The organism is Sulfitobacter sp. SK012 (genome assembly GCF_003352085.1).
Lineage (GTDB): Bacteria > Pseudomonadota > Alphaproteobacteria > Rhodobacterales > Rhodobacteraceae > Sulfitobacter.
Window position 1 is genome coordinate 2862894 of record NZ_CP025804.1, and the last position, 26991, is coordinate 2889884.

The following is a 26991-nucleotide window of genomic DNA, read 5'->3' on the forward strand; positions in this document are numbered from 1 at the left end:
CACCAACGCAGGATTCTTCGATTGACGTTGGATGATGCATGTAAATCAACCGATCTTGCAGGAAGTATGGACTGAGTTGTCGGACGCTGTCAGGTGTTTTCTGCTTTGGCGCGGGATCGGCTTAACCCGCATCGCCGGCATTTGAGCAAGTTTCACGGTAACTTAGAGGCTCGGGGCACGTTGGCCGAGCCTCCTCAGGAGGAGGCAATTGCCAGACTATAGAATATTGTGGGGATGGTGCGAGAGCCCACCCCAAAACGAAAAAGGGCGCACCATTGGCACGCCCCCTTCCCTTATCAAACCGTCGACGGATTACTTCGTTACGGTGACTTTCTTCATGACGTCAGGCGCACCAACGACGGAGCCGTTAGCACCGGCACCCAGCTTGATCGCGTCCAGCACATCAAGCCCATCGGTGACGCGGCCCACAACGGTGTATTGACCGTTCAGGAAGTAACCTTCGTCGAACATGATGAAGAACTGGCTGTTGGCCGAGTCAGGGCTTTGTGAGCGGGCCATGCCAACCACACCGCGGTCAAATGGCACGTCCGAAAACTCGGCTGGCAAATCAGGCTGGTCTGAACCACCCGTGCCCGCGCGGCCTATGTCACCGCCTTCGAGGCCATTTTGAACATCACCCGTCTGAGCCATGAAGCCTTCGATCACGCGGTGAAACACCACGCCATCATAGGCACCGTTGGCTGCCAAATCCGCGATGCGGGCGGCGTGTAGAGGGGCCACGTCTTCGAGCAAGTCGATGGTGATGGTGCCATTGGCCTCGCCTGCGACTTCGATCTGAATGCCGGTAGCCCCGGCAGAGGTCGCGATCAACGTAGCGAGTGCGGCGGCTGCGAAATGCTTAGGCATCAGCAGCAACCTTAACGCTGATCATGCGGTCGGGATCCGCAGGTGGCTCGCCTTTGTTCAGGGCGTCGACATGTTCCATCCCGGAGATGACCTGACCGTAGACGGTGTATTGACCGTTCAGGAAGTCGTTATCCTTAAAGTTCACAAAAAACTGGCTGTTGGCCGAGTTTGGGTTGGCAGAACGTGCGGCTCCGATTGATCCGCGTGCGTGCGGTACTTTGGAGAATTCCGCTGGCAGGTCGGGCATATCTGAGCCGCCTGTACCGGCACCACGTGGGTTGTAGTCTTTTTCCATGTTGCCATGCTGCACGTCGCCCGTTTGCGCCATGAAGCCGTCGATCACGCGGTGGAATGCTACGTTGTCATATTTGCCTGCGCGCACGAGTTCTTTCATGCGGCCGCAATGTTCGGGCGCAATATCGGGCAAAAGCTGAATGGTGACGGTGCCGCCTTTCAGCTCCATCAGGATAGTGTTTTCTGGGTCTTTGATCTCGGCCATGGGGCGCTCCTGTCTAAAATGTTGAGTGTTACCTAAGGCGCGCAGACGCAATTGCCAAGCGGGTCCATTGACCTGAGAGACGTAAACGGCAAAACACAGCTTAATGTGATCGATAACCCGGAGATGATGATGAGCTGGAAAACACTGGACGACATGGACCTTTCAGGCAAACGCGTGCTGATACGGGTAGACATCAACGTCCCAGTCGAAAACGGCCGCGTCACGGACGCCACGCGGATCGAACGCATCGTGCCCACTGTGCGCGATGTGATCGCCAAAGGCGGCAAGCCAATGCTGGTGGCGCATTTTGGAAGGCCCAAGGGCAAAGTGAACCCTGACATGAGCCTCGCACTAGTGCTGCCCGCACTTGAGGATGCGCTGGGGCTGAACGTCACGCTGATTGAGACGCTTGAAGCTGCTGAGGCACTGACTCACGCGGCACAAGGAGCCGACGTGCTGCTTTTGGAGAACATCCGCTTTTATCCCGGCGAAGAAGCGAATGATGCTGCGTTCGCCCGCCGTTTGGCCGGTTTGGCCGATGTCTATTGCAATGATGCGTTTTCAGCGGCGCACCGGGCGCATGCCTCAACCGAAGCTGTGGCGCGGATGTTGCCATCTTGCGCGGGCCGCTTGATGCAAGCGGAACTGTCGGCGCTGGAGGCGGCCTTGGCCAAGCCAGAGCGCCCTGTTGGTGCGGTTGTGGGAGGGGCGAAGGTATCGACCAAGATCGAGCTGCTCGAAAACTTAGTAAACCGGCTTGATCTGTTGGTCATTGGCGGCGGCATGGCGAATACGTTTTTGGCAGCCAGCGGTGCCAAGCTGGGCGCGTCGCTTCAGGAGCCCGATTTCTTTGACACCGCGCGCGACATCATGGCGCAGGCGCAAAAAGCTGGATGCCGCGTGTTGTTGCCCGTTGATGGGCTCGTGGCGCGCGCCTTTAAAGCAGGCGCAGACCACACCGTTGTCGCACTTGGACCCGACACGGTGCTGGAGGACGACCAAATGGTGCTCGATGCAGGACCTGAGAGCGTTGCAGCACTTGAGGCCGCGTTTGGGACCCTGAAGACGCTGATCTGGAACGGCCCGATGGGCGCGTTTGAAATTCCGCCCTTCGACACGGCGACTGTCGCTGCTGCCCGTACGGCTGCAACAAGCACCAAGGCCGGTAAACTGATCTCGGTTGCTGGGGGCGGTGACACCGTTGCGGCCCTTAATCAGGCCGGTGTGGCGGATGACTTTACCTACATCTCGACCGCTGGTGGAGCGTTTCTAGAATGGATGGAAGGCAAAACCTTGCCCGGTGTTGCCGCCCTTGGGTAGCGTAGCGGACAGACCTGTGCTGGGCTCTGCCCCAGGCAACATTCTTTTGAATTGGAGGCCGCGATGACGACATGGACCCTAATCACCGGCGCGTCAGAAGGTTTGGGCGTTGAATTCGCCCGCCTCGCTGCGCGCAATGGACGTAATATGATCCTGACCGCGCGGTCTGAGGACAAATTGCAGGCGCTAGCAACAGAGTTGCGCAGCCCGGAGGTTGACGTGGTCGTGATCCCCGCGGACCTAAATGACATGGCGCAGGTCGATAAGATGTGGGCGCAGGCCAGCAAAGACCGCCAAATCGATTACCTGATCAACAACGCAGGGCTCGGCAGCAATGATGCCTTTGCCGATGCCGAGAGCTGGGACCGCGAGTTGGCGTCGATCAACGTGAACATCCTGGCGTTGAACCGATTGATGAAATTGGCCATCGCGCATATGGCGGTGCAGCGCAGTGGGCGTATCTTGAACGTTGCATCCGTTGCCGCGTTTGTGCCGGGGCCAAATATGGCCGTCTATCATGCGACCAAAGCTTATGTGCTGTCGCTGTCTGAGGCGGTGCGACATGAATTGCGCGGCACAGGGATCACTGTCACGGCGCTTTGCCCCGGAGCGACGCAGACGCAGTTTTTTGAGGCCGCTGACATGACCAGCGCGCGTATCCTAAAACTGTCGCCCCCTGCCCGTGCGGATCAGGTTGCGGAAGCGGGCTGGAAAGGTGCCCTTGCGGGACGTGCTGTGGTGGTGCCCGGTCTGTTGAACAAGCTGTCCGCTTTCATGCCGCGCCTTAGCCCCCGCGCGATCACGGTTTCCCTGACGGCGTTCATCATGGCAAAGGAAAAATAGCTTAATCAAGGGATTCCCTTTGTGATTCGCCTGTGGCATATTGTAGGTGCGCACCCGCCAAGAGGTGCTCACAGGCAGAGCAGACATGAACCGACCCATCAGACCGGCCTTTGGCCCCCTGCTATTTTTCGCAATCGCTTTTGCGTTGAGCCTCTATTTCACCTTTGCCGCCGTGCAAGGGGATTTTGGTTTGTTTCGGCGTGCCGAAATCCTAGCTGAGGCGTCTGATCTGCGTGCCCAGCTTTTTGTCGTCAAAGCCGATGTCATCCGGATGGAAAACCTGACTCACCGGTTGTCGGATGGCTATCTCGATCTTGATTTGCTGGACGAACAGGCGCGCAAAGTGCTTGGCATGATCCGCGCAGACGAAATTGTAATTCGTTAAACATCACAGGCCTGCGGCCTACGCGGCCTCTAGTGCACGATCATATGTGACGGTGTGGTCTGAGCCCATCTGCGACATCAGCACATCGGCCTCAAAGGGCCGTAAAATGCGGCGCGCAACTGAACCGTATTGATCCACCGCTGCCCCCTCGCCCGCAAATGCGGCCTCCATTGCAGTGAGGTCAGCGGCATCGAGACCCTGTCGGACCTGAAGACCCGGATTAAGGCTTTCTGAAGCCAATCCATCGGCAAAGATGATCTGATGATCCGAAAACAAAAGATGATGGTAGACAATCGGGTTGCTGGGCCTTGCCGCGCGCACTCCGGGCCATCCCAACAGCGCTTTTGCTGGGACCAGAACGTCGTCTTCGCCAAACAACAACATGCAGGCTGGGCCCGATACAACCACGCAGTGGTTTGGCGACAGGCGCAGATCACGCAGAGGCAAGCCATTGCCCCACGCACCTTTCGAAATGATAATCGGACATGTGCCAGCAAGGGCGGCTTGTTTCACCGATATCTTGAAGTCCCCATGCCACAACAAGGGCTGTGCGCCGCTATCAACGGTGTCGATCAAATCCCCGGCGCGTAAATCCTCGATCCGACGCTCTCCTTGGGGCGTGCGGATCATCGTCCCTTCGAGAAAGCACGGAACCGTCCCGGAGGTGGGTGTTGTTTGAACGGTATATGTTGCTCCGCCATCGACGCTTTCGAGCGATGCGCCGGACGGTGTGGTGCCAACAACTGTGCTGGTTGTGCCGCTTGCTGGCCCTGAAGTCGCTGTAAGTGGACCATTGAAGGACACAAATTGCGTAACGGTGCCGTCCACAACCAATGCCGCACCGCCATTTGCGTTCAGCCCGTTGAAGGTGGCGGATGTGGTAGTATCAATGACATAGACATCTTGGCCTGCAACCGTGCCTGTCGAGGCAACCAAGACATTGGTCGAGCGGACTGTGCCGCTTGGATTATAGATAACTACCGTAATATTGCTGACATCCGTCCCGGCATCCACCGCGACTTCCAGAAAATCAACAAACCGGTTGCCGAGGTATTTCAGCTCTGAAAAATACGGCATAGGGATTCACCCTCTCCACTGGACAGACAATCCGTCACATTTCCAGCTAGCGGGAAACCTTGTCTGAAACGCGGGACAATTATGGTCTTTCTGTGAAGATTGTCGCTCGATCGTGCATGGTATTAGGTGGGTAACAAAGCCTCTCGCCAATCCGAACCGAATCCGCTAGATAATAGTTTAACGCTAAACTATATTCGCGCACCCCTCGCGCCAGACAGAGGAAGCTGCACATGGCTGCCAAGAAATCCGCCTCAAAACCCAACGTTTCACCAGATGAGTTGAAAGCCTTTTACCGCGACATGTTGCTTATCCGACGGTTCGAGGAAAAGGCAGGCCAGCTTTATGGCATGGGGCTGATTGGTGGCTTCTGCCACCTGTATATCGGCCAAGAAGCCGTTGTTGTGGGCCTTGAGGCCGCAGCAGAGGAAGGCGACAAGCGCATCACATCCTACCGTGATCACGGCCATATGTTGGCGTGCGGCATGGACCCAAAAGGCGTGATGGCAGAGCTGACCGGCCGCGAAGGTGGATACTCCAAGGGCAAAGGCGGCTCCATGCATATGTTCTCGAAAGAGAAGCATTTCTATGGCGGCCACGGCATTGTCGCAGCACAGGTTCCATTGGGTGCCGGGTTGGCATTTGCAGATAAATACAAAGAAAACGGGCGCGTAACATTCACCTATTTCGGGGATGGTGCCGCGAACCAAGGGCAAGTTTATGAGGCGTTCAATATGGCCGCACTCTGGGAATTGCCCTGTATCTTTGTGATCGAGAACAACCAATATGCGATGGGTACGTCCCAGCAGCGATCAACGTCTTCTGCCGAAATCTACGAACGCGGCAAAGCGTTTGGCATTCCGGGCGAGGCTGTTGACGGCATGGATGTGCTGGCGGTTAAAGCGGCAGGCCTAACGGCCGTTAAACACTGCCGGTCAGGCAAAGGCCCCTATATCCTTGAGATTAAGACCTACCGCTACAGAGGCCATTCGATGTCGGATCCGGCCAAGTACCGGACCCGCGAAGAGGTCCAAAAGATGCGCGATGAGCGTGACCCGATTGAGGCGGTGCGCACCTTGTTGCTTACCGGAAAACACGCCAGCGAGGATGACCTCAAGGCGATCGACAAGGAAATCAAAGGCATCGTGAACGAGAGTGCAGAATTCGCAAAGAACTCACCGGAACCTGCGCTTGAAGAGCTTTGGACCGATATTTACGCCACAAATGTTGCGCAGGAGGCTTAAATCATGGCTACCGAAATTCTAATGCCCGCCCTGAGCCCCACCATGGAAGAAGGCACGCTTGCCAAGTGGATGGTCAAGGAAGGCGATACCGTCAAATCCGGTGACATCATGGCCGAGATCGAAACCGACAAAGCCACCATGGAATTTGAAGCCGTGGATGAAGGCACCATCGGCAAGATACTGATCGCTGAAGGCACCGAAGGCGTGAAAGTGAACACCGCCATCGCCGTGCTTTTGGAAGAGGGCGAAGATGCCTCTGCCATCGACACCGTGGCCACCGCGCCTGCTGCTGCAGAGGCAAAAGCACCTGAGGCTCCTGCTCAGGCCAAGCAAGCCGCACCGGCAGCGCCCAAGGTGGATAGCTCTCCTGATTGGCCCGAAGGCACAACGCTGAAGAAGCAGACCGTCCGCGAAGCGCTGCGCGACGGCATGTCCGAAGAAATGCGCCGCGACGGCGACGTGTTCTTGATGGGCGAAGAGGTTGCCGAATACCAAGGTGCCTATAAAATTTCCCAGGGGATGCTGGATGAGTTCGGACCCAAGCGGGTCATCGACACACCGATCACCGAACATGGCTTTGCCGGGATTGCCACGGGGGCGGCCTTTGGCGGTCTGCGCCCGATCGTTGAATTTATGACGTTCAACTTTGCAATGCAGGCGATCGACCATATTATCAACTCTGCGGCCAAGACGCTGTATATGTCTGGTGGTCAGATGGGCGCACCGATGGTCTTTCGTGGGCCAAACGGTGCCGCAGCGCGCGTTGGTGCGCAACACAGCCAAGATTACGCTGCGTGGTATATGCAGGTGCCCGGCCTTAAGGTCGTGATGCCCTACTCTGCGTCGGACTACAAAGGTCTGATGAAAACGGCGATCCGCGACCCGAACCCAGTCATTTTCCTTGAGAATGAGATCCTTTATGGCCGCAGCTTTGATGTGCCGGATGTCGAGGACTATACGGTACCGTTTGGTAAAGCCCGAATTTGGCGCGAAGGCAAAGACGTCACCATTGTGAGCTTTGGCATTGGCGTAAGCTACGCGCTTGAAGCTGCAGAAAAGCTTGCCGAAGATGGCATTGATGCCGAAGTTCTTGATCTGCGTACCCTGCGCCCAATGGACACAGACAGCATCATCGCGTCGGTCATGAAAACCAACCGTTGCGTCACCGTCGAAGAAGGCTGGCCGCAAGGGTCCGTTGGCAGCTACATCTCATCTGTGATCATGCAAGAGGCATTCGATTACCTCGATGCGCCGGTGATCAACTGCACAGGCAAGGACGTCCCGATGCCCTATGCGGCGAACTTGGAAAAACACGCGCTATTGACCACCGACGAGGTGATCGAAGCTGTGAAAAAAGTCACTTACAAATAAGGAGCGGACACCATGCCCATCGAAATTCTCATGCCCGCCCTCAGCCCCACCATGGAAGAAGGCACATTGGCCAAATGGCTGGTCAAGGAGGGCGATACCGTGTCCTCCGGCGACGTGATGTGCGAAATCGAGACCGATAAGGCCACGATGGAATTCGAGGCCGTTGATGAAGGCACCATCGGCAAGATCCTGATCGCAGAAGGCACCGAAGGCGTTAAAGTGAATGCCGCCATTGCCGTCCTTCTCGAAGAAGGTGAAAGCGTCGATGACATTGGCTCTTCGTCGGCAGCCGCGGCACCAGCTGAGACCCCAAACGAAGCTGCTGTTGCAGCGCCTGCTCCAAGTGCGGCCCCGGCCCCTTCTGCGCCGGCAAGTTCTGATGGAACGCGCATCTTTGCCACGCCTCTGGCCCGGCGCATCGCTGCCGACAAAGGAGTGGATCTTGCGCAAGTAACTGGCTCTGGTCCGCATGGTCGGATTGTCAAAGCTGATGTAGAAGGCCTGTCAAAATCAGACGCACCCATGGCCGCAGCGGCACCCGAAGCTGCTGCACCCGCCGCAACAACCCTCGCAACCGGGCCGTCAGCCAGCGCGGTTGCCAAAATGTACGAGGGGCGCGAGTACGAGGAAGTCAGCCTCAATGGTATGCGCAAAATCATCGCCTCGCGCCTTACCGAAGCCAAACAATCGATCCCGCATTTCTACCTGCGCCGGGACATCCAGTTGGATGCGCTGATGGCGTTCCGTGGGCAGCTTAACAAGCAACTCGAACCGCGTGGCATCAAGCTGTCGGTCAATGATTTCATAATCAAGGCCTGCGCCTTGGCGCTTCAGCAAGTACCAGATGCGAATGCTGTTTGGGCGGGCGACCGTATCCTCAAGCTAAAGCCGTCGGATGTTGCTGTGGCTGTCGCCATCGAAGGTGGTCTGTTTACACCGGTCCTTCAGGACGCCGAGATGAAGTCTCTTTCCGCGCTTTCGGCGCAAATGAAAGACCTCGCGGGCCGTGCGCGTGATCGCAAGTTGGCACCGCATGAATATCAGGGCGGCAGTTTTGCGATCTCTAACCTTGGGATGTTTGGCATCGACAATTTCGATGCGGTCATTAACCCACCACACGGCGCGATCCTTGCTGTGGGTGCCGGCGTTAAGAAGCCAGTTGTCGGCAAAGATGGTGAGTTGGGTGTGGCAACGGTGATGTCAGTCACGCTTTCTGTTGATCACCGTGTCATCGACGGGGCACTTGGCGCGGAATTGCTTAACGCGATCAAGGACAACCTCGAAGCGCCGATGACCATGCTGGCCTAGCGCCATCAAGTGCTGCCTGCTCCTGCGAGTTGCTCGCGTTAGAAACTAAAAAGCCGAAGGCAATGCCTTCGGCTTTTTCATTCTCATATTCGTTCATTACGTCAGTTAGCCAAAAAATCAGTTTTCGCTTTGCTCCCAAGGGCCCAGCATATGGTTCATTGATACCGACGGCTGATCACAGCCTGCCTCACCCACGATCCGCGCGGGTATTCCCGCGACGGTCTTGCAAGCTGGCACTGCCTCAAGAACCACAGACCCCGCAGCGATACGACTGCAATGGCCTACGGTGATGTTCCCAAGAACTTTGGCACCAGCGCCAATCAACACGCCATTGCCAATCTTAGGATGACGGTCCTCTTCTTCTTTGCCCGTCCCACCCAACGTCACTGAATGCAGCATTGAAACATTATCGCCCACAACTGCGGTCTCGCCAATCACGACAGAATGGGCATGGTCGATCATGATCCCTTTGCCAATGACGGCGGCTGGATGAATGTCGACGCCAAAAATCTCTGACACGCGCATCTGGAAAAAATAGGCCAAATCAGACTGGCCCTTTGTCCAAAGATGGTGCGCTATTCGGTAGGCCTGAATTGCCTGATACCCTTTGAAATAGAGGATCGGCTGCAAAAGGCGGTGGCAGGCTGGGTCGCGTTCGTAAATCGCAGCCAAATCTGCGCGTGACGCACTGATCAACGAAGGATCGGACGAAAAGGCCTGCTCAACCACATCTCGCACGACCATCATCGACATTTCGTTGGACGCGAGTTTGGCCGCAATCCGGTAGGATAACGCCTTTTCGAGAGACTTGTGATGCAAGATACACGCATGAACGAACCCACCAATAAGGGGTTCATCGACAACGGCCTGCCGTGCCTCAAATAATATCTGGTCCCAAAGCGGGTCCATGGATGCAATGTTGCTACGTGGTTCTGCCATTTGATCTGTCCTTAGATGCCAAGCTCCTCTTACTTAACATCTGCACGCAGAACGAAAACCCTCTCGGGGTAAATTAATCTAGCCGACAAAGGCGTCACGGCAGTCAAGCGCCTGTAAAACCAGCGAAATACAGTGACGGTAAGTTGCATCACTTATCCATGTGTCTGCCGATCGCTCAAATCGGGCAGCAGCACCGCTCAGAGTGCCACCGCCCCATTCTGGATGTGGTTTTGATAACCTTTGGCCAAATTTGTCGGCCCAATGGGCTTCGCGTACCAACTGGGCAGCAAGATCTTGGCGCGCAACAAGCGGCGCAGCTTGCAGAACACGTGCCGCGGCCCGCAAATCACCATAACCAACCGAACGCATTACGATTCTATCAACAGGCGTTCAAACAGTCCTGCTCCATAACTTGCTGATATCTGCGCGATTTTGACGGCAAACGGAGCCGAAATGCCATCCGAAGTTTGAGCGGCAAGATCATAGGTCCAATGGGGCGTCCCGACCTGTGCCTCTCGGATTAGCAGGCCGTTCTTGTGGATTTGCACAAGATAGCTTTCCGATTCTTCACCTAGCGGAACCTCAAGGCCGTCCCATGTATCGCCATCAATCCGGGTGCGCCGTATCCAACCAATGTCATAGTCCCCACCAACCTGCCGCCGCGCGCTAACGTGGCAAGGCGGATAAGGTCGCAGACCATTGCCATCGAATGCGCGTTGCAGATGGCGATATGAAGGGTCTGACACCCCGCGCCGCGCCGCGCCAATGCGGTAATGTTGCGACACCCGGCGCAGGTTGCGCGTAGTTCAATCTGCTTTGGTGCGCCATTCAGCAGGACAAAGCGCGATTCAGCCGGCTAGACCAAAGGCATCAACCCATCAGAGCCCGCCTGCCCCCGCAGACGCTTGCGGATCAGGTAACGCCCTGGTGCCAAGAGCTGCACCTCCATAAATTGAAAAACCTCCCAACGGTCAGAGTTGCCATCACCAATGGCCGCAATGTTCGCCCCGCTCAGTAGCGCCTCCATATCCACGGATTCCAGACGACCGCTGATCAATTTGACCTCCAGTGCATCACCGTGATCTATCAAACCGGCAGATGCACCCTTCATGGCATTCTTTGTTCGACCCATTGTGGCCCGCAGCGGCAAAATGGAGTTGAGAGCATAGTTTGCATCCGTTTGCCCGCTATAAAGGGCCACACTGCCCGGCCAAGGACGCGCTGTGGTCGCTATAAACGGCGCAAAGGGCACCTCATCACCTTTCAGAAGCGGCAGGTCCAGAAACAATGAATAGACTGGGACAGGAGCCACGAAAGGGCGCATCTGGACTAGTTCATCATCAAAGGGTGCAGGATCATAGACTTCCGGCTCAATCCTGACGGCCTCAACCTGCTGCAACTCGGTCTGCTCAATCCGGTCAATTCGGTAGCGCGCAGGGCCTTCCCCTTGATCGCCGGGCAGCTCGATTACATGACCCGCGCCCAGCGCCAGTTTCGAGGGCGGCAACGCCAAGCGCAGCGTTTCGCGGGCCACACGAGCCTCGGTCAACCAACGTTCGGCAACCTGGCGTCCTTCAGCGCGCGTCAGTGCCATATTAAACTCAGATGCAGCGACCGCATGTGTGGCTTCATCTGCAAGCACTGCCTCTTCGGAAACCACATCAAAGTTTCCATCGGCCTGAACAAACCGCAATCGCACTCGCCCTGCAATTTCGGCTTCGGAATCCCGGGTCTGAACAGAGATACCATCCAGCTCACTGGTAACTGCCAGAGCATCGGGATCGAGTAAGGTCTCCTCTGCGCCATTGCGCATCCGGAATTTTAGCACGCCGTCCCGTTCGATCGCGTCAAAGCCGAACCGCAGCATCAAAGCTTGCAATGACGCGCGCGCATCGCTGACCTGATCAACCGCATAGCCGCGCACGGTTCCATAGAGCCCATCGGTTTCGCAATTGTGGACCCCTGCTCGGCGGCAAATCTCTCCCACGACAGATGCAAGCGATCGCGACGAAGTACGCCCATTGATCCAATGCCCACGGGCATAGCTCGTCCCATCGCTCCATAATTCGCGATTATTGGGGAAAAACGGGTAAGGTCGCACATCCCATGCCCAAACAAATGCCCGGCGCATGTCGACCATTGCCCCTTCATATTCAGGGCTCGTCGGATTGTTTTTCGTATCAGCCCAATAATCAATCGTCGCCCGCAAATACTGCATTTGCATCAGGTCGTCTCGCGCACCTGTCGAAAAGCGCGGCAGACTGCTTTCGGAACTCTTCAGATCAAGAAACTTATTGGGCTGGTTGGTCCCTTTGTCGACAGCTGCACATCCGTATTCCGTGAACCAAATCGGCTTGCTAGCAGGGATCCAGTCCGTCGGCAGATCAGAGCGGACGCCGCCCACACGTTCGTTATGGTAATTACTCCACCAACTGCGGATATCCTTGTAGCGGTAAACCCAGGGCTCATTGTGGGCACCATCCGTGATCGGCGACCGGATCTGCGCATCGCGCGCTTCGTTTGAGCGGTAATACCAATCGTACCCTTCACCACCTTCAATGTTAGATTTGAGATAGTCGAGGTTATAGACCGCATCCCAATCTTGGGCATCCAGATGGGTATCGCCTGCCCGCCAATCAGACAGCGGCATGTAGTTATCGATGCCAATAAAGTCGATGTTCTCATCACCCCAAAGCGGGTCGAGGTGGAAGAAGCGATCCCCTGTCCCATCCTGCGGGCTGTACCCGAAGTATTCGCTCCAATCGGCCGCATAGCTCAATTTGGTTTCTGGCCCGACAAGGCTGCGCACGTCCGCTGCAAGCGAACGAAAGCGGGCGACGGCGGGAAACGTGTTTAGCGAAGAACGTATCTGAGTGAGACCCCGCATCTCGGAACCAATACAGAATGCATCAACCCCTCCCGCTGCAGCACAAAGCGCCGCATAGTGCAGGATAAACCGAGAAAGTGACCATTCTTCCGGCCCGCTGTAGGTAACTTCGCCCCCAGACACCGCAAAATCTGCAGCACTCGCTGTCCCAAAGAATGCATTTACGTCGGCCTCGGCTGCCGCTGTGCCGTCTGTGCTGCCATCTCGTCCCGGCGCTTTGTCCAACGTGATGCGCCCCCGCCAAGGCAATGCAGGTTGGCTCTGTGTGCTGTCATATGGGTTGGGCTTTGTGTTGCCGTCTTGTTGATCCATTAAGATGAAAGGATAAAACATCACGGCCTTACCGGCGGCATTCATGGCCTGAATGGCCTCAACGACCGAGGTGTCCGTGGGCGTTCCGCCATAGATTGGCCGACCGTCTTCTTCAGCGATAACCTGAGCGTTGCTACGGGACAGTCCTGTAACGGACCAGCGCATGTTTTCGCCTTCGATGACCGCATCCTCAACTTTGGGCCGGATCGTGCAGTTTCCACATCGCAGATCATCCCCAAACCAAGACACCACCAAGGATGCGGCTTTAAGCTCAGGCAATTCCTCATCCATACATTCAAGCGATACCGAAAAATCGGTTTTGCCTGCAGGGGTGGAAATATTGGCACTCCAACTTGCATCACCGACATCCACGTAATTCACAGGTGTCGTTGCAAGCGAATACTCACCCGTTCCGGGGATCAGAGCGATCCCCTCGACACCATAGCTCAATGCATGGCTCGCACCCGGTGCATCACGCTGTTCAGGGCGGACCACCTCAAACGTAAACTGTGGCACACGGTTGCCAAACCTCTGCAACGCAAGGCTTTCCATCACGACATAAGCTGTACCACGATATGCAGGCACCATACCGGGCCCCTCGATCGCTTCCATGATCGGATCAGGTTGCTGGGTTCTGCTCCCTTTATAGACAACCATATTAAGATCGTCGGGGGCGATCTCCTCGCCATCGGCCCAAACACGCCCAACGCGGGTAATTTCTCCTTCGCAAAGGCCAATCGCCACATTGACCGAATAGCTGTATTCGGTTGTCTGAGGCGTTGGAGAGCCACCTTTCCCACCCCCACTTGTTGTGGCAACTTCTTCGAAATCTGAAGTCCAAATGACATGGCCGCCCAGTCGAAGACGCCCATATAGCTGGGTAATGGCCTCACCTTCGCCAGAACCGGTCAGCCGGAAACGGTCAACCCTGCCAGTCTCAACGGCCGCACCTCCCTGCCCAAGCAATCGCTGATCCACAACACGGCCAAGGGTTGCGCCTACGGCACGACCAATGGCCACCGATGAAAGCCCTGCGAGCGTGCCTCCAACGGAGCCACCGACTGCAGCTCCCGCCGCCGAAAGAAGTATAGTCGCCATCAGTTCTTCTCCTCAGGAAATTCAAAACATGCAACGATGCGCCGCTGCCACGGCTCACTTAACGGGCTCTCAACCACCCCATGCCGCGCGTAGGCGTGAATAAAGCTTGGGGCATCATCAACGCGGCCCATAAGGCCCAGATGCTTGGCAACCGCCCCCTGCCGCATCCGAAACAACAAGACGTCCCCGGGGGCATCAGGACCACATTGCTTGGGCTTCAAGTTGCGAAGTGCTGCGGCCCAAAGGTGTTCTTCGCCCTGTGGCTCAGACCAATCCATCGAATATGCTGGAACCGCCTCAGGCTCCGCGCCTAGGACTTCACGCCAAACACCGCGGATAAGTCCAAGGCAGTCACTGCCTGCACCTTTTGTCGCGGCTTGATGCACATAGGGTGTCCCTATCCACTTGCGCGCGACTGTGGCTATCAATACCCCCCGCGCGGTCATCGCAAGTTACCGCCAGTGTTGGCACCACCAGAGCGCGGGACAGACACCACCCAATCTTCACTGGGCAAATCAGGAAACCCTTGAAAATTGCGGAAGTTGTTGAACTTTAACCGACAAGTACCCGCGCGTTTGTCGCAACCAGCGATCAACCGGATCTGCGTACCCGCCGCTATTGCACCGCGCAACGGTTCCCACAACTCGATGATGCGCGCGCCGTCCACGATCCGATCATGTTTGATCATCCCCCACAGTCCTGCTGCAGGACCATCAACAACTTCCAATCGACCGCGAGCGAACCATTCTGGGTCAAAGCCAAGAAACGCTTCCCATCGAAATTCGCGCGCCTCGGTAACGGCCTGCACAGGCAATGTTTCCGCATAGCCCTGTTGGGAAGCGTCAAAGCCGCAATTACGGTCTCCCAACACGGCCGTACAGGGCTTTTGGTATACCCGACCCAGTGGCCTGTTCAGCCCCTCGGTTAATCCTCACAACTCGGCTCGGAATGCCCCTCCAAACCGCGTAAGTTCTCCAATGGATCCGCGAAATTGCAACCAATGCTCAGACACATCCGCCCAATTCACCAGCCAAGCAAGGACTTCCGCGCCATCAAACCGGCCCTGTTCAATCTCATCTTCGCGGATCGACGTATCGCTTAAGGCACCCATCGCTTCGGTGTTGTCGACAGATAACCCGGTGCTCTGCGCAAGTGCCATCGCACTCAACCCGGTATCAGCCCAAAAAGTGTGGCCAGCAAAATCCAACGGCATGTCATGATCGGTAAAGGCAAATGTCTTACCATCTGCTCTGGTAATGACCCAAGCGTGGCAGAGCGTCGTTACCCCCTGTGCCAAATGCGTGCACAGCGCCTCATCAATGCCCCCCATCAGACGCGCACCTCAATGATCGGCACATCCGGCACCTGGCCCGCGTGAAAGCTCGCGACACTGGTCAGGATGCGATCACTATCAAAGCGCACGGGCACATCAAATTCAAATCCTGCAAGAACGCGTGTGGCAGGGTCCGGCGGGTGGAAAAAAGTCAGAACCCCTGTGGTCGCATTGACCTCGAAGTCGACCCCCTCTTGCTGCTCATCTTGCTCTATCCCGACAGCAACCGTCCCGAGAACGGGCTTTTTGATCGGTCGAGTATAACTGTGCTCGCCAGACACATAGGTTTTGCTCAGCTGGTACTGCGTCTGCGTACCATCACCAAAGCCAAGGCTTTGGTCCGCAAAACTCACCTTTGCGGAAGGGACACCTGATTTGAAGTCAGACCAATCTTTCCAGCGAAATGCGTACATCTGCCCAAATCGAGCCTCAAAGAACGCTATGACTGTCTGCACATCATCCAATGACTGCATGCCAACACCTGCGTCATACACCCGCCGGGAATGCGCCCAGGGCGTGTTGCGTTCTTCGAAACCATTCGCAAGCGTGACGACATCTGTGCGTCGTTGTGGGCCACCGGCGGCCCCTAAGCTAAGGGCTGCGGGAAACCGTATCTCGTGAAAATCCATGCGCGTCTCTCCTTGCTTAGCGGTTGCGGTTGCCGGCGCTCAACGCACGACTCATTTGAGAAGCAATTTGCGCTTGTGAGCGTTGAAACCCCTGCACATCCGGCGTTGTGATGTTCATGACTACCGTCGCCGGTGCCGACCCACCCTCACCGCGCACACCTAATTTGCCATCTGGTCCTCGGGCTAACGGCATGATCGCTTCGGGTCCCGCTTCGCCCATCACACCAAGCCCGCCGCGCATGCCGAAATGTGTGGCGCTACTGACCACGCCGCCTTGCGCAAATGGCATCACTTTGCCCTGCGAGAACGGCGCACCATTGGCAAAGGGCAGAATTCCCTGCACGAGCCCCGATACTCCTTGGCTAAGCAACCCACCCATGTGATTGGCGATCGGCTTCATCGCAGCGTTATAGACGGTTGATGAAAGCGACTCCGCTACGTTTCTCAACGCATCAGACATCTTCATCCCGTCAAAAACGACGCCATCAAAAGCGCGCCGCAGTCCTTTACTGAGGCCCTTTTCCAACGTACCAACATCTTTGCCAGTAGCCGCGAGTGACGTCCGCATCCGGCGAAGCTCACTGTCAAATCCTGAAACCAATACACTTGTTGTGGCCAAGGTCTCATTCAGGCCCTCCGCGTTGCCCTCCAACGCGTCAAAGCGGTCATCTTCTGCCATCATCCAACTCCATTTTTTGATCTGGATACGCCGCCATTAGCGCGTCCAGCCCTTCGCTCAACAGCGGCGCATTTGCCTTTGCATCCCCCAGCATCATCTGCAGTTCCGCGGGGGTTAGCGCCCAAAAATCGCTCGGGCTAATTCCCAGCCCACGCAACCCTGCGCGCATGAGTATCGGCCAATCAAAGCTGCTCACTCCGGTACCACGAACGCCCGTGCGAGCAGTTCTGCGGCTATTCGGGCCGCCTCCATCGGGCCGCCCTCAATGTCTGCCCGCGCCAGCGCGCGCTCGCTGACTTCGGCACCACCTCCACGCAAACCTGCGCCAAGCAGCGCCAGCACATCGCGGCTGCTGAACCGGTTCCCCTCAAAGCGCTCAACCAGCGCCACCAACGAAGGCTCATCGAGCGCCGCTTCCAGCTCCACCAACGCACCCAGTGTCAGCTTGGCGCTATAACGCACGCCATCCACGACCAGCGCGACTTCTCCCCTCCACGGATTGGCCATCAGATCACCGGATCAGGATCTGCTGTGAACTCAAGCTGACCCGCCGATTGGAGGCTCAATTCGTAAGTCGCCTCACCATTTAACTGACCAGAGTATTCAAGTCCCGTGACCTGAAAGGGCCCCTCGACGATGCCAAAATCCGGCACGATGATCTGAAAATCTGGCGTGAGCCCGTCAAAGAACAGTTGCCGCGCGCGTTCATCCGTTCCTTCATCGCGAAAAACGCCCGATCCGCTGATTGACGCAGACCTCACGCCGGCACCTGCCAGCAACTCGCGCCACCCGCCACTGCTATCGAGTGATGTGACATCCACTGTCTCCGCGTTGAAACTCACCCGCGTTGCGCGCAGTCCTGCGATGGTCTCAAACTGACCACCACTTGTCATATCCACTTTGACCAAAAGGTCCTTACCTGCCTGAACAGCCATGTCTTGATACTCCTGATAATTGCTCGAAAGCTGTTGGAATTAGTCGTCTTGCACCCGTGCCCGGAACCGCAGATCAATTTGCCTCGCGCTGGCTGTGTCGATGCGCGATGCGGTCGCCCGATCAAACCTAAGCGACACCAGCCGCCCCCGGTTCAGCGCCAAGTCCGCATTGTGGAGAACATCACTGACCGCCGCCGCCGCCAGCTTGGCGCTGGCAAAACCAGGGTTGGCGGTGATGACAGACACGGTAAAGCGGTGCACTGCACCCGCTCCCGTGGCATCAGACGCATCCGTCACTGTTTCGCTGCCAAGACGGACATAAATCTCCGGCAACGCACCGCTAGGAACCGCATCGTAAATCGCTGTGCCGACCAACCCGGCCAGCGCTACATCGCTCGCTAAGGCCCCAAACACCGCCGTTTGCAGCGCGCTCGCCATTGCATAGCTCATACGACCACCTCCTCTTCGGCAAAGCAGGTCAAATAGCGCCCCTCAGGATCGCGATCGGCCACTGCTTGTATGGTGAACAACCGCGCACCATCGCGAAAACGCTGCTGCGGCAGAGGACGATCTGGCGCACCATAAGGTGTACCGCGCACCACAATCTTGTACCCAACCCGACTTACGGGAGCGCCTGATTGTGCTGTCTCACGGCCTGTTCGGGTGGCGATATCTGCCCACAAGATCCCCAACGGGACCCAGGCTTCGCTAAATCCACCGGCCCCGTCGCTGACCCGTTCAGGGGCTTCAAGCACCAGCTTTCGGTTCAATCGCGGACTGCTCATTGCACCGACCCCGACCGTCCCAATCGCATGGCGCGAAAACGCTCAATCAAGCTGGTCACGCCAAATGGCATACATCCATGGCTCAACGCGGTATCATGTCGGTATTCGTAATAGTGCGCGGCAAGCATCAGAACGGCTTGCTGCATGTCGCTCGGCAAATCATTCCAAGCTGGACCAAAGCCTGCGACAAATACCACCGATACCTCTCCATTTGAGGGAGGTTCTGGAAGGCAGCCAGCTATTGGGCGCAATCTCGGATTATGCCCATCGCGATCAAGCCAATAAGCCTCAGGATTCAACTCCGTTTGGCTACCGTCCCGCGCAACCACAGACATGCGTATGATTGCATTCACCGGTGCCACGGGCAACGCTTGAGCTGCCGGGTTGGCCCATTTGGTCACGGTCCAGGTAAAATTCCGCGCGATCAGTGCCTTGTTTGTCCGCGCCTCAATGGAAGCCATCGCGGCACGAAGGAAGCTGCGCAAAACTTCATTCTGTACGTCATCCTGACCAAAGCCGCTGCCCAGACGCAGATGCGATTTGAACGCCTCCACTGGCAAGGCCTCATCAGGCACGCTTGTCTCTTCGATCAACATCTTTGATCCTCTCAGAAAAATTCCATCCCCGGCACCGGCCCATCGGACGGTATCTGGGCGCGCACCCACCCGCATCGCTCGGTCGGAGGGGAGCAGCTAGGCGATACAAATGTCTGTTGGTACGCGCCCGAACCGGGGGCCGGTTGTCCCAGCCCCCGTATCGTCACCCCCGTTTAGGCAGTGCCGAATTTCAGCAACTTGATCGCGGCAAAATCACTGACATCACCCCCCACGCGTTTGGTGGCATAAAACAGCACATGCGGCTTTGCGCTAAAGGGATCGCGCAGGATCCGCAGATCAGGACGCTCAGCTACGGTATAACCCGCGGCGAAATCACCAAATGCGATCGACATTGTGTCAGTACCCGCATCCGGCATGTCTTCGGCAACCAGCACCGGATAGCCCATCAGACGTGCAGGCTCCCCTTGGGCCAAACCGTCAGACCACAAGAAGCGACCATCCATATCCTTGAGTTTGCGCACAACACCCGCCGTCTTGGAGTTCATCACAAACGTCGCATTCGCGCGGTACTGCGCCCCCAATGAATAGACCAAATCAACAATTGAATCCGGTGTCACTTCGCCGGCTACGCCCGTCGGCACATAGCCTAGGTTGCCCCAGACCCACACATCGTTATCCACAGATGTATGCGACAAGAAACCGTGCGGCTTGTCGATACCGTCACCATTGATGAACGACGCGGCCTCCGCGCGGCTGAACTTGTCTGCAATCCGGCCCGCCAGCCAGCCTTCGATGTCAAACGCGGCATCATCCAGCAGACGCTGAGACGCCTTGGGCAGTGCGCTCAACTCGTGTAGCTGCACGGTGATCCGGTCGATCTGCGGGGTGTCCGTCTCGCCGATGTTGGACGCCTCAGTGGCCCAACCCGCACCGACATCCCCGTGATCCACAAGCACGTCATAGGACGTCGCTTCAACATGAACGACAGATGCAATTGCGCGGATCGATGCGGTGGCATTCAGCACAGATTTCACACGGTCCGAGGTTTGCGGATCAACCAAATATCCCCCATCCGAATTCACAGCCGTGGAAAGCGATTTGCCTTCCAAGTCCAGCCCGCGCAGGCCGTCGTCATCGCCAGAACGCACATAGGCGTTAAAGGCTTTCTGATGCGGTGCGCCTGTATCCATTGCACCCGCCAAAGGAGTGCGCGCAGAGGTCATCGATTTACGGTCCAACATGGTCATTCGCTCTTCTGTTTGTTGCAGTTTAGTTGTGATTTCAGCCTGAAAGCCTTTGAATTCGCTGACGAACCCGGTGACGGCACGTCGCACTTCCTCTGCTGGGGACATGTCACTGCCCAGCCCTTTGGTCTCGGTTCTGCTCATGTGCATTTCCCTCGATTGGTTGATGGATTGGTTAAGGTCTGGGGCACGCTTCAGCGCCCCAACTCAGCGCGGGCCTCATCAAAGGCCGCCGCCATGTCACGCAAGGCGTCCCCTAGGTGCAGTTCGTCACCCTTGGATCCAACCCGCGCACTGGGCAGCATCGGGAAAGTCACAAGCGACACCTCCCAAAGCTCCAGTTCGTGCAAGAGCCGCTGGCCCTTGGTGTTCTTGCCCGCCTTCACGGTACGGTACCCGATGCTAAGCCCGTCGATCGCTCCCGCTTCGATCAACGCCGCAGCCTCGCGACCTCGCGCGACGGTATCTAGGATGCGCCCCTTGACCCAAAGCCCCTTGGCGTCCTCGCGCAACTCTTGCCAGACTCCAATGGGCTGTGCAGGATCATGCTGCCACAACATCTTGACGCTGCGTCCGGCAGCCGCGAGCCCCGCAAGCGATGCGCCGTAAGCGCCGGCCTCAACCACGTCACCACCCTGATCCACATCGCCAAACAGGCTTGCGTAACCGCTGATTTCGGTGCCACCATCGACCTTGACCGTCGTGCCAAAACGAGAAAACTTATGCTCAAGTCCCTGCGTGCCTGCTTGCATTGTGGCTGACATAACTTCCTTGGTCCCCGGCACTAAACCGAGGTCAATCCTGCTCATCTCCATGAGGCTCTCCTTTGAAAATCGTCTCGTTACGGGGTGACGGCCATGAACGATTGCGCCCCTTGCGCCAAGATCACTGCGACGACGCCGTAGACCGCCAGCCACAGGCGTTTCTCCACCCGCTCCATCATCATTTCAACGCGGTCGAGCCTGCGCATAAGATTGGCATGGTGGATTTCACTGACCCGTTCATGGGCCTGCAACCGCAATCCCGGCGCACATTCAAACCGCTCATATTTCGCGCCCTCACTCATCCGCCGCCACCGCTGGCAGCCCCAACAGGCTGCGCTTTTCAACGTCGGTTAGGAAATCCGCCTGAGCCACCCGCGCCCATTGCGCATCGCGTTCCGCAGATAGGGCCGACACCTGATCCAGGTCGGGCTTCAGCTCGACCGCATCGCCACTGAAGGCAGACAACCAATGCGCCAGCCCCGCCGCCACACGCGTCGCCAATGGCAGTACAGTCAGACGGTAAAACGCCCGGTGTGCTTCTTGGTAATTCGCGTAAGTCGCGTCGCCTTGAATACCGATCAGCATCGGCGGGACCCCAAAGGCCAACGCAATCTCACGCGCAGCGGATTCCTTGGTTTTTTGGAACTCCATGTCGCTGGGCGAGAATCCCATCGGTTTCCAATCAAGACCCCCTTCCAGCAGCATCGGCCGACCCGCATTGCGCGCACCTTGATGATGGCTCTCCATCTCACTGACCAGACGCTCATACTGATCGGTGCTCAGACTACCCTGCCCCTCAGCACCTTTATAGACAATCGCTCCTGATGGCCGTGCCGCATTGTCCAGCAGCGCCTTTGACCATTGGCTGGCGGAATTATGCACATCCAGCGACATCGCGCAGGCCTGCATAGGACTGAAACCATAATGGTCGTCCTGCGGATGAAAATTGCGGATATGGCAGATTGGCGAAACATCTGACGTGGCATCAAAGCGATGCTTGCGCCCGCCAACCGCGTATTCATACGCCACCGGCCAGCCATCCGCACCTGGCACCACCGACATCCGATCAGAGCGCAAGACATGCAACTCCACCGGCATACCGTCATCGCCGCCCACCGCCTCAACATAGCCGTTGCCCGTCAACAAAAGCTGCGCATAAAGCGCCTCCAACAGCTCGGCTCGGCCCTGCGCACCATTGGGGCGCGCAACCAATGCCAGCAGCGGGTGATGATCATACCGACGATCCGCGTCCTGCAATACCAACGGCAGAGCAGCCGCAGCTTCCGCGATCAATTTGACTGACCGAAACCCGATTGGGTTGCCGGCAAAACCTGTGCGCGTCAATGACGCCGTGTCACGCGGGCTCCAAGCCACACGGCCCGAAGTCTGATAGGCGACGACTGGCCCAGTTGCCGATGCCTTGGCCTGAGGTACCTCAGTCGCCGCCCCACGCCGCAGAAAATCAAACACCATATCGTCGCTCCTTCACTAGGCCCGTCACCGGGCTGCCCCTCGGCTCGGAAATCAATTTGCCACCAATGTCTTAATGGCTCGAAACCTGACCGTACGTTGCCCCGGCCCCGCACGAAAAAGGGACCCCGAAGGGCCCCTAATCAATCGCTCTACAAAGACCTCACCCCCGGCTGTCGCCACTTGGCCGCCGGTTCAATCATCAACTCATGCAATGCCCAGACCAAGGCATCCACGCGGTCAGGACTGCCCCCGCCCTCATAGCCGCGCGCGGTCATGCGCGTCATCTGATCCTCCAGCGTATGTAGATCGCTCACGTGCCGCACCCGCCCTTGCTCATAAAGCGCCGCCACAGGTTCCGCCCGCGCCACCTTGCCCCGTGATGCATGAACGCCTTTGTAAGGCACCAGTGGATCGATTTGCCGGATCACCTCCTGCACCATCTGCCCCCCTTGGTTCACCTCTGCCACCAACCGATCAGCACCATACAGTTCCATCGCGGAAATCGCCGCCCGCGCCCATTCCGACGGGCTTGCCCCCTGAACCGTGCAATCGGCCAGCACAAACGCTTTCCAATCTTGCGGCGCACCGCGCGTTTGGGCACCGGCCACTACAATCCCGCATTCATCCGACCGCTTGCCGCTGGTCGTGGCCGGGTCAACCGCCACCACGATGCGGTCTGAGTCAGGCAGATCGCGAATTCGGCACCCTTCCAGCATTTCACTGGTCCAAAGCGCGCCTTCCGCATCCGCCAACAAAACCCCATCCAATTCTTGCCGCCCAAGCCGCGTTCCCCGGTAGCGCGCTCTCACTTCATCCAAAAATGACGTTGCCAGATTGGCCGCATTCGCCTCCGTTGGCGCATGTGTCGTGACCGTTGAAGGCGACTTCAGCAATTCCTTTAACACACCCACATTGCGCGGAGTCGTCGTCACACAAACCTGCGGATGCTCGCCCAACCGCAAAGCAAACTGCAGCATATCCCACGTTTCCTGCGATTTCTTCCACTTGGCGATTTCATCGACCCAGGCCGCGTCAAACTGCGGCCCGCGCAGCCCTTCGGGGTCATGCGCCGAATGCACCGTGGCAATCGCACCGTTAGGCCAAACCAGGCGCTTTCTTGTTGCCTCCCAATCAGGACGGCGGTCACCCGGCGAACAGGCCAAAATCCCGCTATCCCCAAAAATCATGACCTCGCGAACTTGCTCAATGGTCTCGCCCACCAGCGCCACACGGCGGCACCGGCCTGCATCAAGCGGCTTGGCCCCCTCGACCATGCTGCGCACCCATTCTGCCCCCGCACGGGTCTTTCCGGCCCCGCGTCCCCCCATGATAACCCAAGACCGCCAATCGCCTTGTGGGGGCAGCTGGTGCGGCATCGACCAGAACTCAAACAAAAAAGGGAGAGCGCGAAGCTCTCCCTCATCGAGATCGTTCAGAAATGCGGCCTGATCCTCAGGTGGCGCGGAGCTTATCCAACTTGCGCCCGATGTCAGCCCGGGCTTTGCACAGATCAAGGGCATACCCGCCTTGGGCAATTCCCGCTTCTCGGTTTCGGCAGTCATTCAATGTGTTCTCCGCTTTTGCGCAATGCGCGATCAAACCGGGGATCTTACCCAGTGGTTTCGTCACTGCAGTTTCCTTGAGTTCCTCCCCGGATTTCGCCTGATCAGTCAGGTCTTGTACTTCGCGACGCAAATCGCGAACTGCTTCTTTCAGCGCTTCAAAGACTTCGGCACTCTCGGCAGTTTGTTGTTCCGGGGTGATCATCGTCATAGGTGCTCTTACCTCTCGTTGGTTCTCCCCCAACCGAGAAAAATGAAAAAACGGCTGCCGGGATTTAACCCGGAGCCGATTGCCCACTTCTTCTAGCATGTCACAAGTTGTACCTTGGACCGTCCCAAAAGTCAAGAAAAAGAGAGTTAACGCTTCCCTCTAACGCCGTACGATCATTACTAAAAACCTAACAAACGCGCTAGGAAATTGTAGTTTCACACAGCCTTAGTTGCCGCCTGTCGATGCATTGCCCGCTGCAGCTGCACCGCGCTCGGCCTCAATCTTGCGCCAACGCACGACATTTTCGTTATGCTCTGCAAGTGTCGTCGCAAACGCGTGACCGCCCGTGCCATCAGCCACAAAGAATATGAACCCAGTCTCATCAGGCTGTGCTGCTGCTGTCAGGCTGGCACGACCTGGATTGGCAATAGGGGTCGGCGGCAGCCCCTCTATCACATAGGTGTTGTAGGCCGTGCGCGTTCGCAGCTCACTGCGCCGCAAACCTCTACCCAAAACGCCTTCGCCCCTTGTGATGCCATAGATCACCGTAGGGTCCGTCTGAAGCCGCATGCCTTGGTTCAGACGGTTCACAAAGACGCTTGCGACCTGCCCCCGTTCATTGGCAACACCAGTTTCCTTTTCCACAATAGAAGCCAGCACCAACAGTTCTTCTGGCGTTTCGATCGGCAGGTCAGGATCGCGCGATTCCCATGCCACCATCAACAGCAGCTCTTGCGCTTCTTGCATCTTGGCCAGCAACTCCGGTCGGCTGTCACCGGGACGGATTTCATAGCTGTCAGGTGCCAGCGAACCTTCCGCAGGCACCTCGGTCACTTCACCTTGCATCATGCTCAGGCCCTTAAGCGCATCTACGACCTGCCAGCTTGTAACACCTTCGGCCATCGCCACACGCAAGCGCGTATCATTTTCGGCCAATGTCTCACTGTAAACTGCCGGCTCTTCGTCCACGCCGGGCGTAAACTGTGCACGTTCCTCAAACCGGTTTGTTGCTGGGTTCAACTCGCGAACCTGCACGCTCACACGGTTCACGCCAATGCGGTAGACGATCTCCGTGCCGCATGTGCTGGCACCACCGCGCGTGATCTGCTCCACGATGTCTTCCATGCTCGCATCAGGTTCCACCAGAAAACTACCGGCCTTTAGCTGGTCGGTTTTTTCTTGGTAATTTGCCCCAAGCCGAAAGATCGCTGCCGAACTCACTGCGCCTTGTGTCTCAAGGTCAGAGCTTACCCGGCGCATGTTCGATCCGCGTTCAACTTGCAAACAGATCGCCTGCGTCAGCGGACCTGGCGTGTCATATTGCGCGCGTCCCCAAAGGATCACCCCTCCCAGCAGGAACAAACCCACTACAAGAAATGTTATGGCGTTCGCCGCAATATGACGCCACATTTATCCGACCTTTCCGAAAAGCACGCTCGCATTGGTTCCGCCAAATCCGAAAGAGTTGCTAAGTGCGATATCGATCTTGCGCTCGACCTTCTTGTTTGGTGCCAAATCGATCTTTGTCTCAACAGCAATGTTATCAAGGTTGATCGTTGGAGGGGCGACCTGATCTCGGATCGCTAGGATCGAGAAGATCGCCTCAATCGCACCAGCCGCACCCAAGAGGTGCCCAGTGGCGGATTTAGTCGATGACATCGTAACCTCCCCCGCATGCTCCCCCATCATCCGCTCGACGGCGCCCAGTTCGATCGTATCAGCCATGGTCGATGTGCCATGCGCATTGATGTAATCAAGGTCCTTTGGCTCAAGCCCAGCGCCCTTCAGTGCTGCACGCATAGAGCGCTCCGCGCCATCCCCGTCCGCAGCCGGGGCCGTGATGTGGTAGGCATCACCTGACAGGCCATACCCCAGAACTTCGGCGTAAATTTTGGCACCGCGCGCTTTTGCGTGCTCATATTCTTCAAGCACAACAATCCCTGCGCCCTCGCCCATAACAAACCCATCACGGTCGGCGTCATAAGGGCGGCTGGCTTTCTTAGGGTCATCCCCGCGCTTGGTGCTCAAGGCCTTGCACGCATTGAACCCGGCAATCCCAATCTCACAAATCGCAGCTTCCGCCCCGCCCGCAACCATCACATCGGCATCGCCGTGCATGATCAAACGGCTCGCGTCGCCAATTGCGTGGGCCCCAGTTGAACAGGCCGTGACCACAGAATGGTTCGGTCCCCTAAAGCCATAGCGGATCGAAACCTGACCCGAAATCAGATTGATCAGCGCACCGGGCACAAAGAACGGGCTAACGCGGCGCGGCCCCTTCTCGGCCATCATCACGGCGGTATTTGCAATAGAGTTCAGCCCGCCAATACCAGAACCGATCAGAACGCCGGTGCGCTCAAGGCTCTCTTTATCCTCAGGCATCCAGCCAGAATCCTCGACCGCCTGCTGGGCCGCTGCCATGCCGAACAGGATAAACGTATCAACCTTGCGCTGCTCTTTTGGCTCCATGTAGGTGTTCGCATTGAACGTCCCATCCGTGCCATCCCCCAAGGGGACCTCGCAGGCATATTGCGTAACCAACTTGCTGGGATCAAACCCAGTAATTGGCCCTGCACCAGATTGCCCGTCAAGGATACGGCTCCAGCTCGCTTCGACCCCATCTGCCAATGGTGTCACAAGACCCAAACCTGTCACTACTACTCTGCGCATAT

General features: G+C 57.2%; 28 protein-coding genes and 2 pseudogenes. 6 read left to right on the plus strand and 24 right to left on the minus strand.

All coding sequences use genetic code 11. From position 1 onward, the window contains the following. Positions 1 to 312: 312 nt before the first annotated feature. Both C1J03_RS13965 and C1J03_RS13970 read right to left on the minus strand, forming a co-directional pair. Entirely contained in the window at positions 313 to 867 is a 555-nt protein-coding gene (locus tag C1J03_RS13965) for a peptidylprolyl isomerase (RefSeq protein ID WP_114887155.1), read from the minus strand. Continuing rightward, positions 860 to 1366, minus strand: coding sequence for a peptidylprolyl isomerase (locus tag C1J03_RS13970; protein ID WP_114887156.1), 507 nt, complete (start codon positions 1364 to 1366; stop codon positions 860 to 862). The genes C1J03_RS13965 and C1J03_RS13970 overlap by 8 nt, the downstream gene beginning before the upstream one ends. Before the next feature lie 129 nt (positions 1367 to 1495). Here C1J03_RS13970 and C1J03_RS13975 point away from each other — a divergent pair, with 129 nt between their 5' ends. The 3 genes from C1J03_RS13975 to C1J03_RS13985 all read left to right on the plus strand — a co-directional run bounded on the left by C1J03_RS13975 (position 1496) and on the right by C1J03_RS13985 (position 3914). Then, the gene (locus C1J03_RS13975; RefSeq protein WP_114889010.1) at positions 1496 to 2686 is read left to right on the plus strand and encodes a phosphoglycerate kinase; all 1191 of its coding nucleotides are present in this window, start codon (positions 1496 to 1498) and stop codon (positions 2684 to 2686) included. Positions 2687 to 2749: 63 nt separating this feature from the next. Next, the gene (locus tag C1J03_RS13980; protein WP_114887157.1) at positions 2750 to 3529 is read left to right on the plus strand and encodes an SDR family NAD(P)-dependent oxidoreductase; all 780 of its coding nucleotides are present in this window, start codon (positions 2750 to 2752) and stop codon (positions 3527 to 3529) included. An 85-nt stretch (positions 3530 to 3614) separates the two neighbouring features. Continuing rightward, complete coding sequence (locus C1J03_RS13985) at positions 3615 to 3914, plus strand: FtsB family cell division protein (RefSeq protein WP_114887158.1); 300 nt, start codon at positions 3615 to 3617, stop codon at positions 3912 to 3914. A gap of 18 nt (positions 3915 to 3932) precedes the next feature. On the opposite strand, the gene C1J03_RS13990 is transcribed toward C1J03_RS13985, so the two are convergent. Then, positions 3933 to 4991 carry a Hint domain-containing protein gene (locus tag C1J03_RS13990; protein ID WP_114887159.1) on the minus strand — a complete coding sequence of 353 codons (1059 nt, stop codon included), beginning with the start codon at positions 4989 to 4991 and terminating at the stop codon, positions 3933 to 3935. Positions 4992 to 5221: 230 nt separating this feature from the next. On the opposite strand from C1J03_RS13990, the gene pdhA reads away from it, so the two are divergent. From pdhA to C1J03_RS14005, 3 genes are read left to right on the plus strand one after another with little or no spacing between them, the layout of a single operon-like run. Beyond that, on the plus strand, positions 5222 to 6232 hold the full coding sequence (pdhA, locus tag C1J03_RS13995) for a pyruvate dehydrogenase (acetyl-transferring) E1 component subunit alpha (RefSeq protein ID WP_114887160.1): 1011 nt from the start codon (positions 5222 to 5224) through the stop codon (positions 6230 to 6232). 3 nt (positions 6233 to 6235) lie between these two features. Then, on the plus strand, positions 6236 to 7603 hold the full coding sequence (locus C1J03_RS14000; RefSeq protein WP_114887161.1) for a pyruvate dehydrogenase complex E1 component subunit beta: 1368 nt from the start codon (positions 6236 to 6238) through the stop codon (positions 7601 to 7603). A gap of 12 nt (positions 7604 to 7615) precedes the next feature. Continuing rightward, positions 7616 to 8911, plus strand: coding sequence for a pyruvate dehydrogenase complex dihydrolipoamide acetyltransferase (locus tag C1J03_RS14005; RefSeq protein WP_114887162.1), 1296 nt, complete (start codon positions 7616 to 7618; stop codon positions 8909 to 8911). A 117-nt stretch (positions 8912 to 9028) separates the two neighbouring features. Here the strand turns inward: C1J03_RS14005 and cysE are convergent, their stop codons facing one another. The 21 genes and pseudogenes from cysE to fabF form a co-directional block, all read right to left on the minus strand. Beyond that, positions 9029 to 9850 carry a serine O-acetyltransferase gene (gene cysE / locus C1J03_RS14010; RefSeq protein ID WP_114887163.1) on the minus strand — a complete coding sequence of 274 codons (822 nt, stop codon included), beginning with the start codon at positions 9848 to 9850 and terminating at the stop codon, positions 9029 to 9031. A gap of 78 nt (positions 9851 to 9928) precedes the next feature. After that, positions 9929 to 10219 carry a DUF7742 family protein gene (locus tag C1J03_RS14015; RefSeq protein WP_114887164.1) on the minus strand — a complete coding sequence of 97 codons (291 nt, stop codon included), beginning with the start codon at positions 10217 to 10219 and terminating at the stop codon, positions 9929 to 9931. Beyond that, positions 10219 to 14147 (minus strand): annotated as a pseudogene (locus C1J03_RS14020) (baseplate multidomain protein megatron). The gene C1J03_RS14015 and the pseudogene C1J03_RS14020 overlap by 1 nt, the downstream one beginning before the upstream one ends. Beyond that, the gene (locus C1J03_RS14025; RefSeq protein ID WP_114887165.1) at positions 14147 to 14593 is read right to left on the minus strand and encodes an NlpC/P60 family protein; all 447 of its coding nucleotides are present in this window, start codon (positions 14591 to 14593) and stop codon (positions 14147 to 14149) included. Before C1J03_RS14025 ends, C1J03_RS14020 begins: the two are co-directional and overlap by 1 nt. Beyond that, positions 14590 to 15477, minus strand: a pseudogene (locus C1J03_RS14030) (DUF2163 domain-containing protein). The gene C1J03_RS14025 and the pseudogene C1J03_RS14030 overlap by 4 nt, the downstream one beginning before the upstream one ends. Further along, the gene (locus C1J03_RS14035; protein ID WP_114887166.1) at positions 15477 to 16109 is read right to left on the minus strand and encodes a DUF2460 domain-containing protein; all 633 of its coding nucleotides are present in this window, start codon (positions 16107 to 16109) and stop codon (positions 15477 to 15479) included. The pseudogene C1J03_RS14030 and the gene C1J03_RS14035 overlap by 1 nt, the downstream one beginning before the upstream one ends. Positions 16110 to 16125: 16 nt before the next feature. Continuing rightward, a complete protein-coding gene (locus C1J03_RS14040; protein WP_114887167.1) occupies positions 16126 to 16788 on the minus strand; it encodes a phage tail tape measure protein in 663 nt (220 codons plus the stop codon). Continuing rightward, a complete protein-coding gene (locus C1J03_RS14045) occupies positions 16775 to 16984 on the minus strand; it encodes a rcc01693 family protein (RefSeq protein ID WP_162798542.1) in 210 nt (69 codons plus the stop codon). The genes C1J03_RS14040 and C1J03_RS14045 overlap by 14 nt, the downstream gene beginning before the upstream one ends. Continuing rightward, positions 16981 to 17295 (minus strand): gene transfer agent family protein, encoded by a 315-nt coding sequence (locus C1J03_RS14050; RefSeq protein WP_114887169.1) that lies wholly within the window; start codon positions 17293 to 17295, stop codon positions 16981 to 16983. Before C1J03_RS14050 ends, C1J03_RS14045 begins: the two co-directional genes overlap by 4 nt. Next, positions 17295 to 17723 carry a phage major tail protein, TP901-1 family gene (locus C1J03_RS14055; RefSeq protein ID WP_114887170.1) on the minus strand — a complete coding sequence of 143 codons (429 nt, stop codon included), beginning with the start codon at positions 17721 to 17723 and terminating at the stop codon, positions 17295 to 17297. The genes C1J03_RS14050 and C1J03_RS14055 overlap by 1 nt, the downstream gene beginning before the upstream one ends. Before the next feature lie 39 nt (positions 17724 to 17762). Next, positions 17763 to 18173, minus strand: coding sequence for a DUF3168 domain-containing protein (locus C1J03_RS14060; RefSeq protein WP_114887171.1), 411 nt, complete (start codon positions 18171 to 18173; stop codon positions 17763 to 17765). Continuing rightward, the gene (locus C1J03_RS14065; RefSeq protein WP_114887172.1) at positions 18170 to 18508 is read right to left on the minus strand and encodes a phage head closure protein; all 339 of its coding nucleotides are present in this window, start codon (positions 18506 to 18508) and stop codon (positions 18170 to 18172) included. The genes C1J03_RS14060 and C1J03_RS14065 overlap by 4 nt, the downstream gene beginning before the upstream one ends. Further along, complete coding sequence (locus C1J03_RS14070) at positions 18505 to 19104, minus strand: head-tail connector protein (RefSeq protein WP_114887173.1); 600 nt, start codon at positions 19102 to 19104, stop codon at positions 18505 to 18507. The genes C1J03_RS14065 and C1J03_RS14070 overlap by 4 nt, the downstream gene beginning before the upstream one ends. A gap of 173 nt (positions 19105 to 19277) precedes the next feature. Next, positions 19278 to 20453, minus strand: a complete 1176-nt coding sequence (locus C1J03_RS14075; protein ID WP_114887174.1) for a phage major capsid protein — start codon at positions 20451 to 20453, stop codon at positions 19278 to 19280. A 50-nt stretch (positions 20454 to 20503) separates the two neighbouring features. Next, on the minus strand, positions 20504 to 21073 hold the full coding sequence (locus C1J03_RS14080) for an HK97 family phage prohead protease (RefSeq protein ID WP_441351140.1): 570 nt from the start codon (positions 21071 to 21073) through the stop codon (positions 20504 to 20506). Between the two features lie 77 nt (positions 21074 to 21150). Beyond that, entirely contained in the window at positions 21151 to 21375 is a 225-nt protein-coding gene (locus tag C1J03_RS14085) for a GTA head formation protein, RCAP_rcc01685 family (protein WP_114887175.1), read from the minus strand. Next, on the minus strand, positions 21368 to 22546 hold the full coding sequence (locus C1J03_RS14090) for a phage portal protein (RefSeq protein WP_114887176.1): 1179 nt from the start codon (positions 22544 to 22546) through the stop codon (positions 21368 to 21370). The genes C1J03_RS14085 and C1J03_RS14090 overlap by 8 nt, the downstream gene beginning before the upstream one ends. Before the next feature lie 149 nt (positions 22547 to 22695). Continuing rightward, positions 22696 to 24066, minus strand: a complete 1371-nt coding sequence (locus C1J03_RS14095; RefSeq protein ID WP_174234503.1) for a terminase large subunit domain-containing protein — start codon at positions 24064 to 24066, stop codon at positions 22696 to 22698. Next, entirely contained in the window at positions 23999 to 24319 is a 321-nt protein-coding gene (locus C1J03_RS14100) for a hypothetical protein (RefSeq protein ID WP_254694045.1), read from the minus strand. The genes C1J03_RS14095 and C1J03_RS14100 overlap by 68 nt, the downstream gene beginning before the upstream one ends. A 225-nt stretch (positions 24320 to 24544) precedes the next feature. Next, a complete protein-coding gene (gene mltG / locus C1J03_RS14105) occupies positions 24545 to 25729 on the minus strand; it encodes an endolytic transglycosylase MltG (protein ID WP_114887179.1) in 1185 nt (394 codons plus the stop codon). After that, positions 25730 to 26989 carry a beta-ketoacyl-ACP synthase II gene (gene fabF, locus C1J03_RS14110; RefSeq protein WP_114887180.1) on the minus strand — a complete coding sequence of 420 codons (1260 nt, stop codon included), beginning with the start codon at positions 26987 to 26989 and terminating at the stop codon, positions 25730 to 25732. Positions 26990 to 26991: the final 2 nt, after the last annotated feature.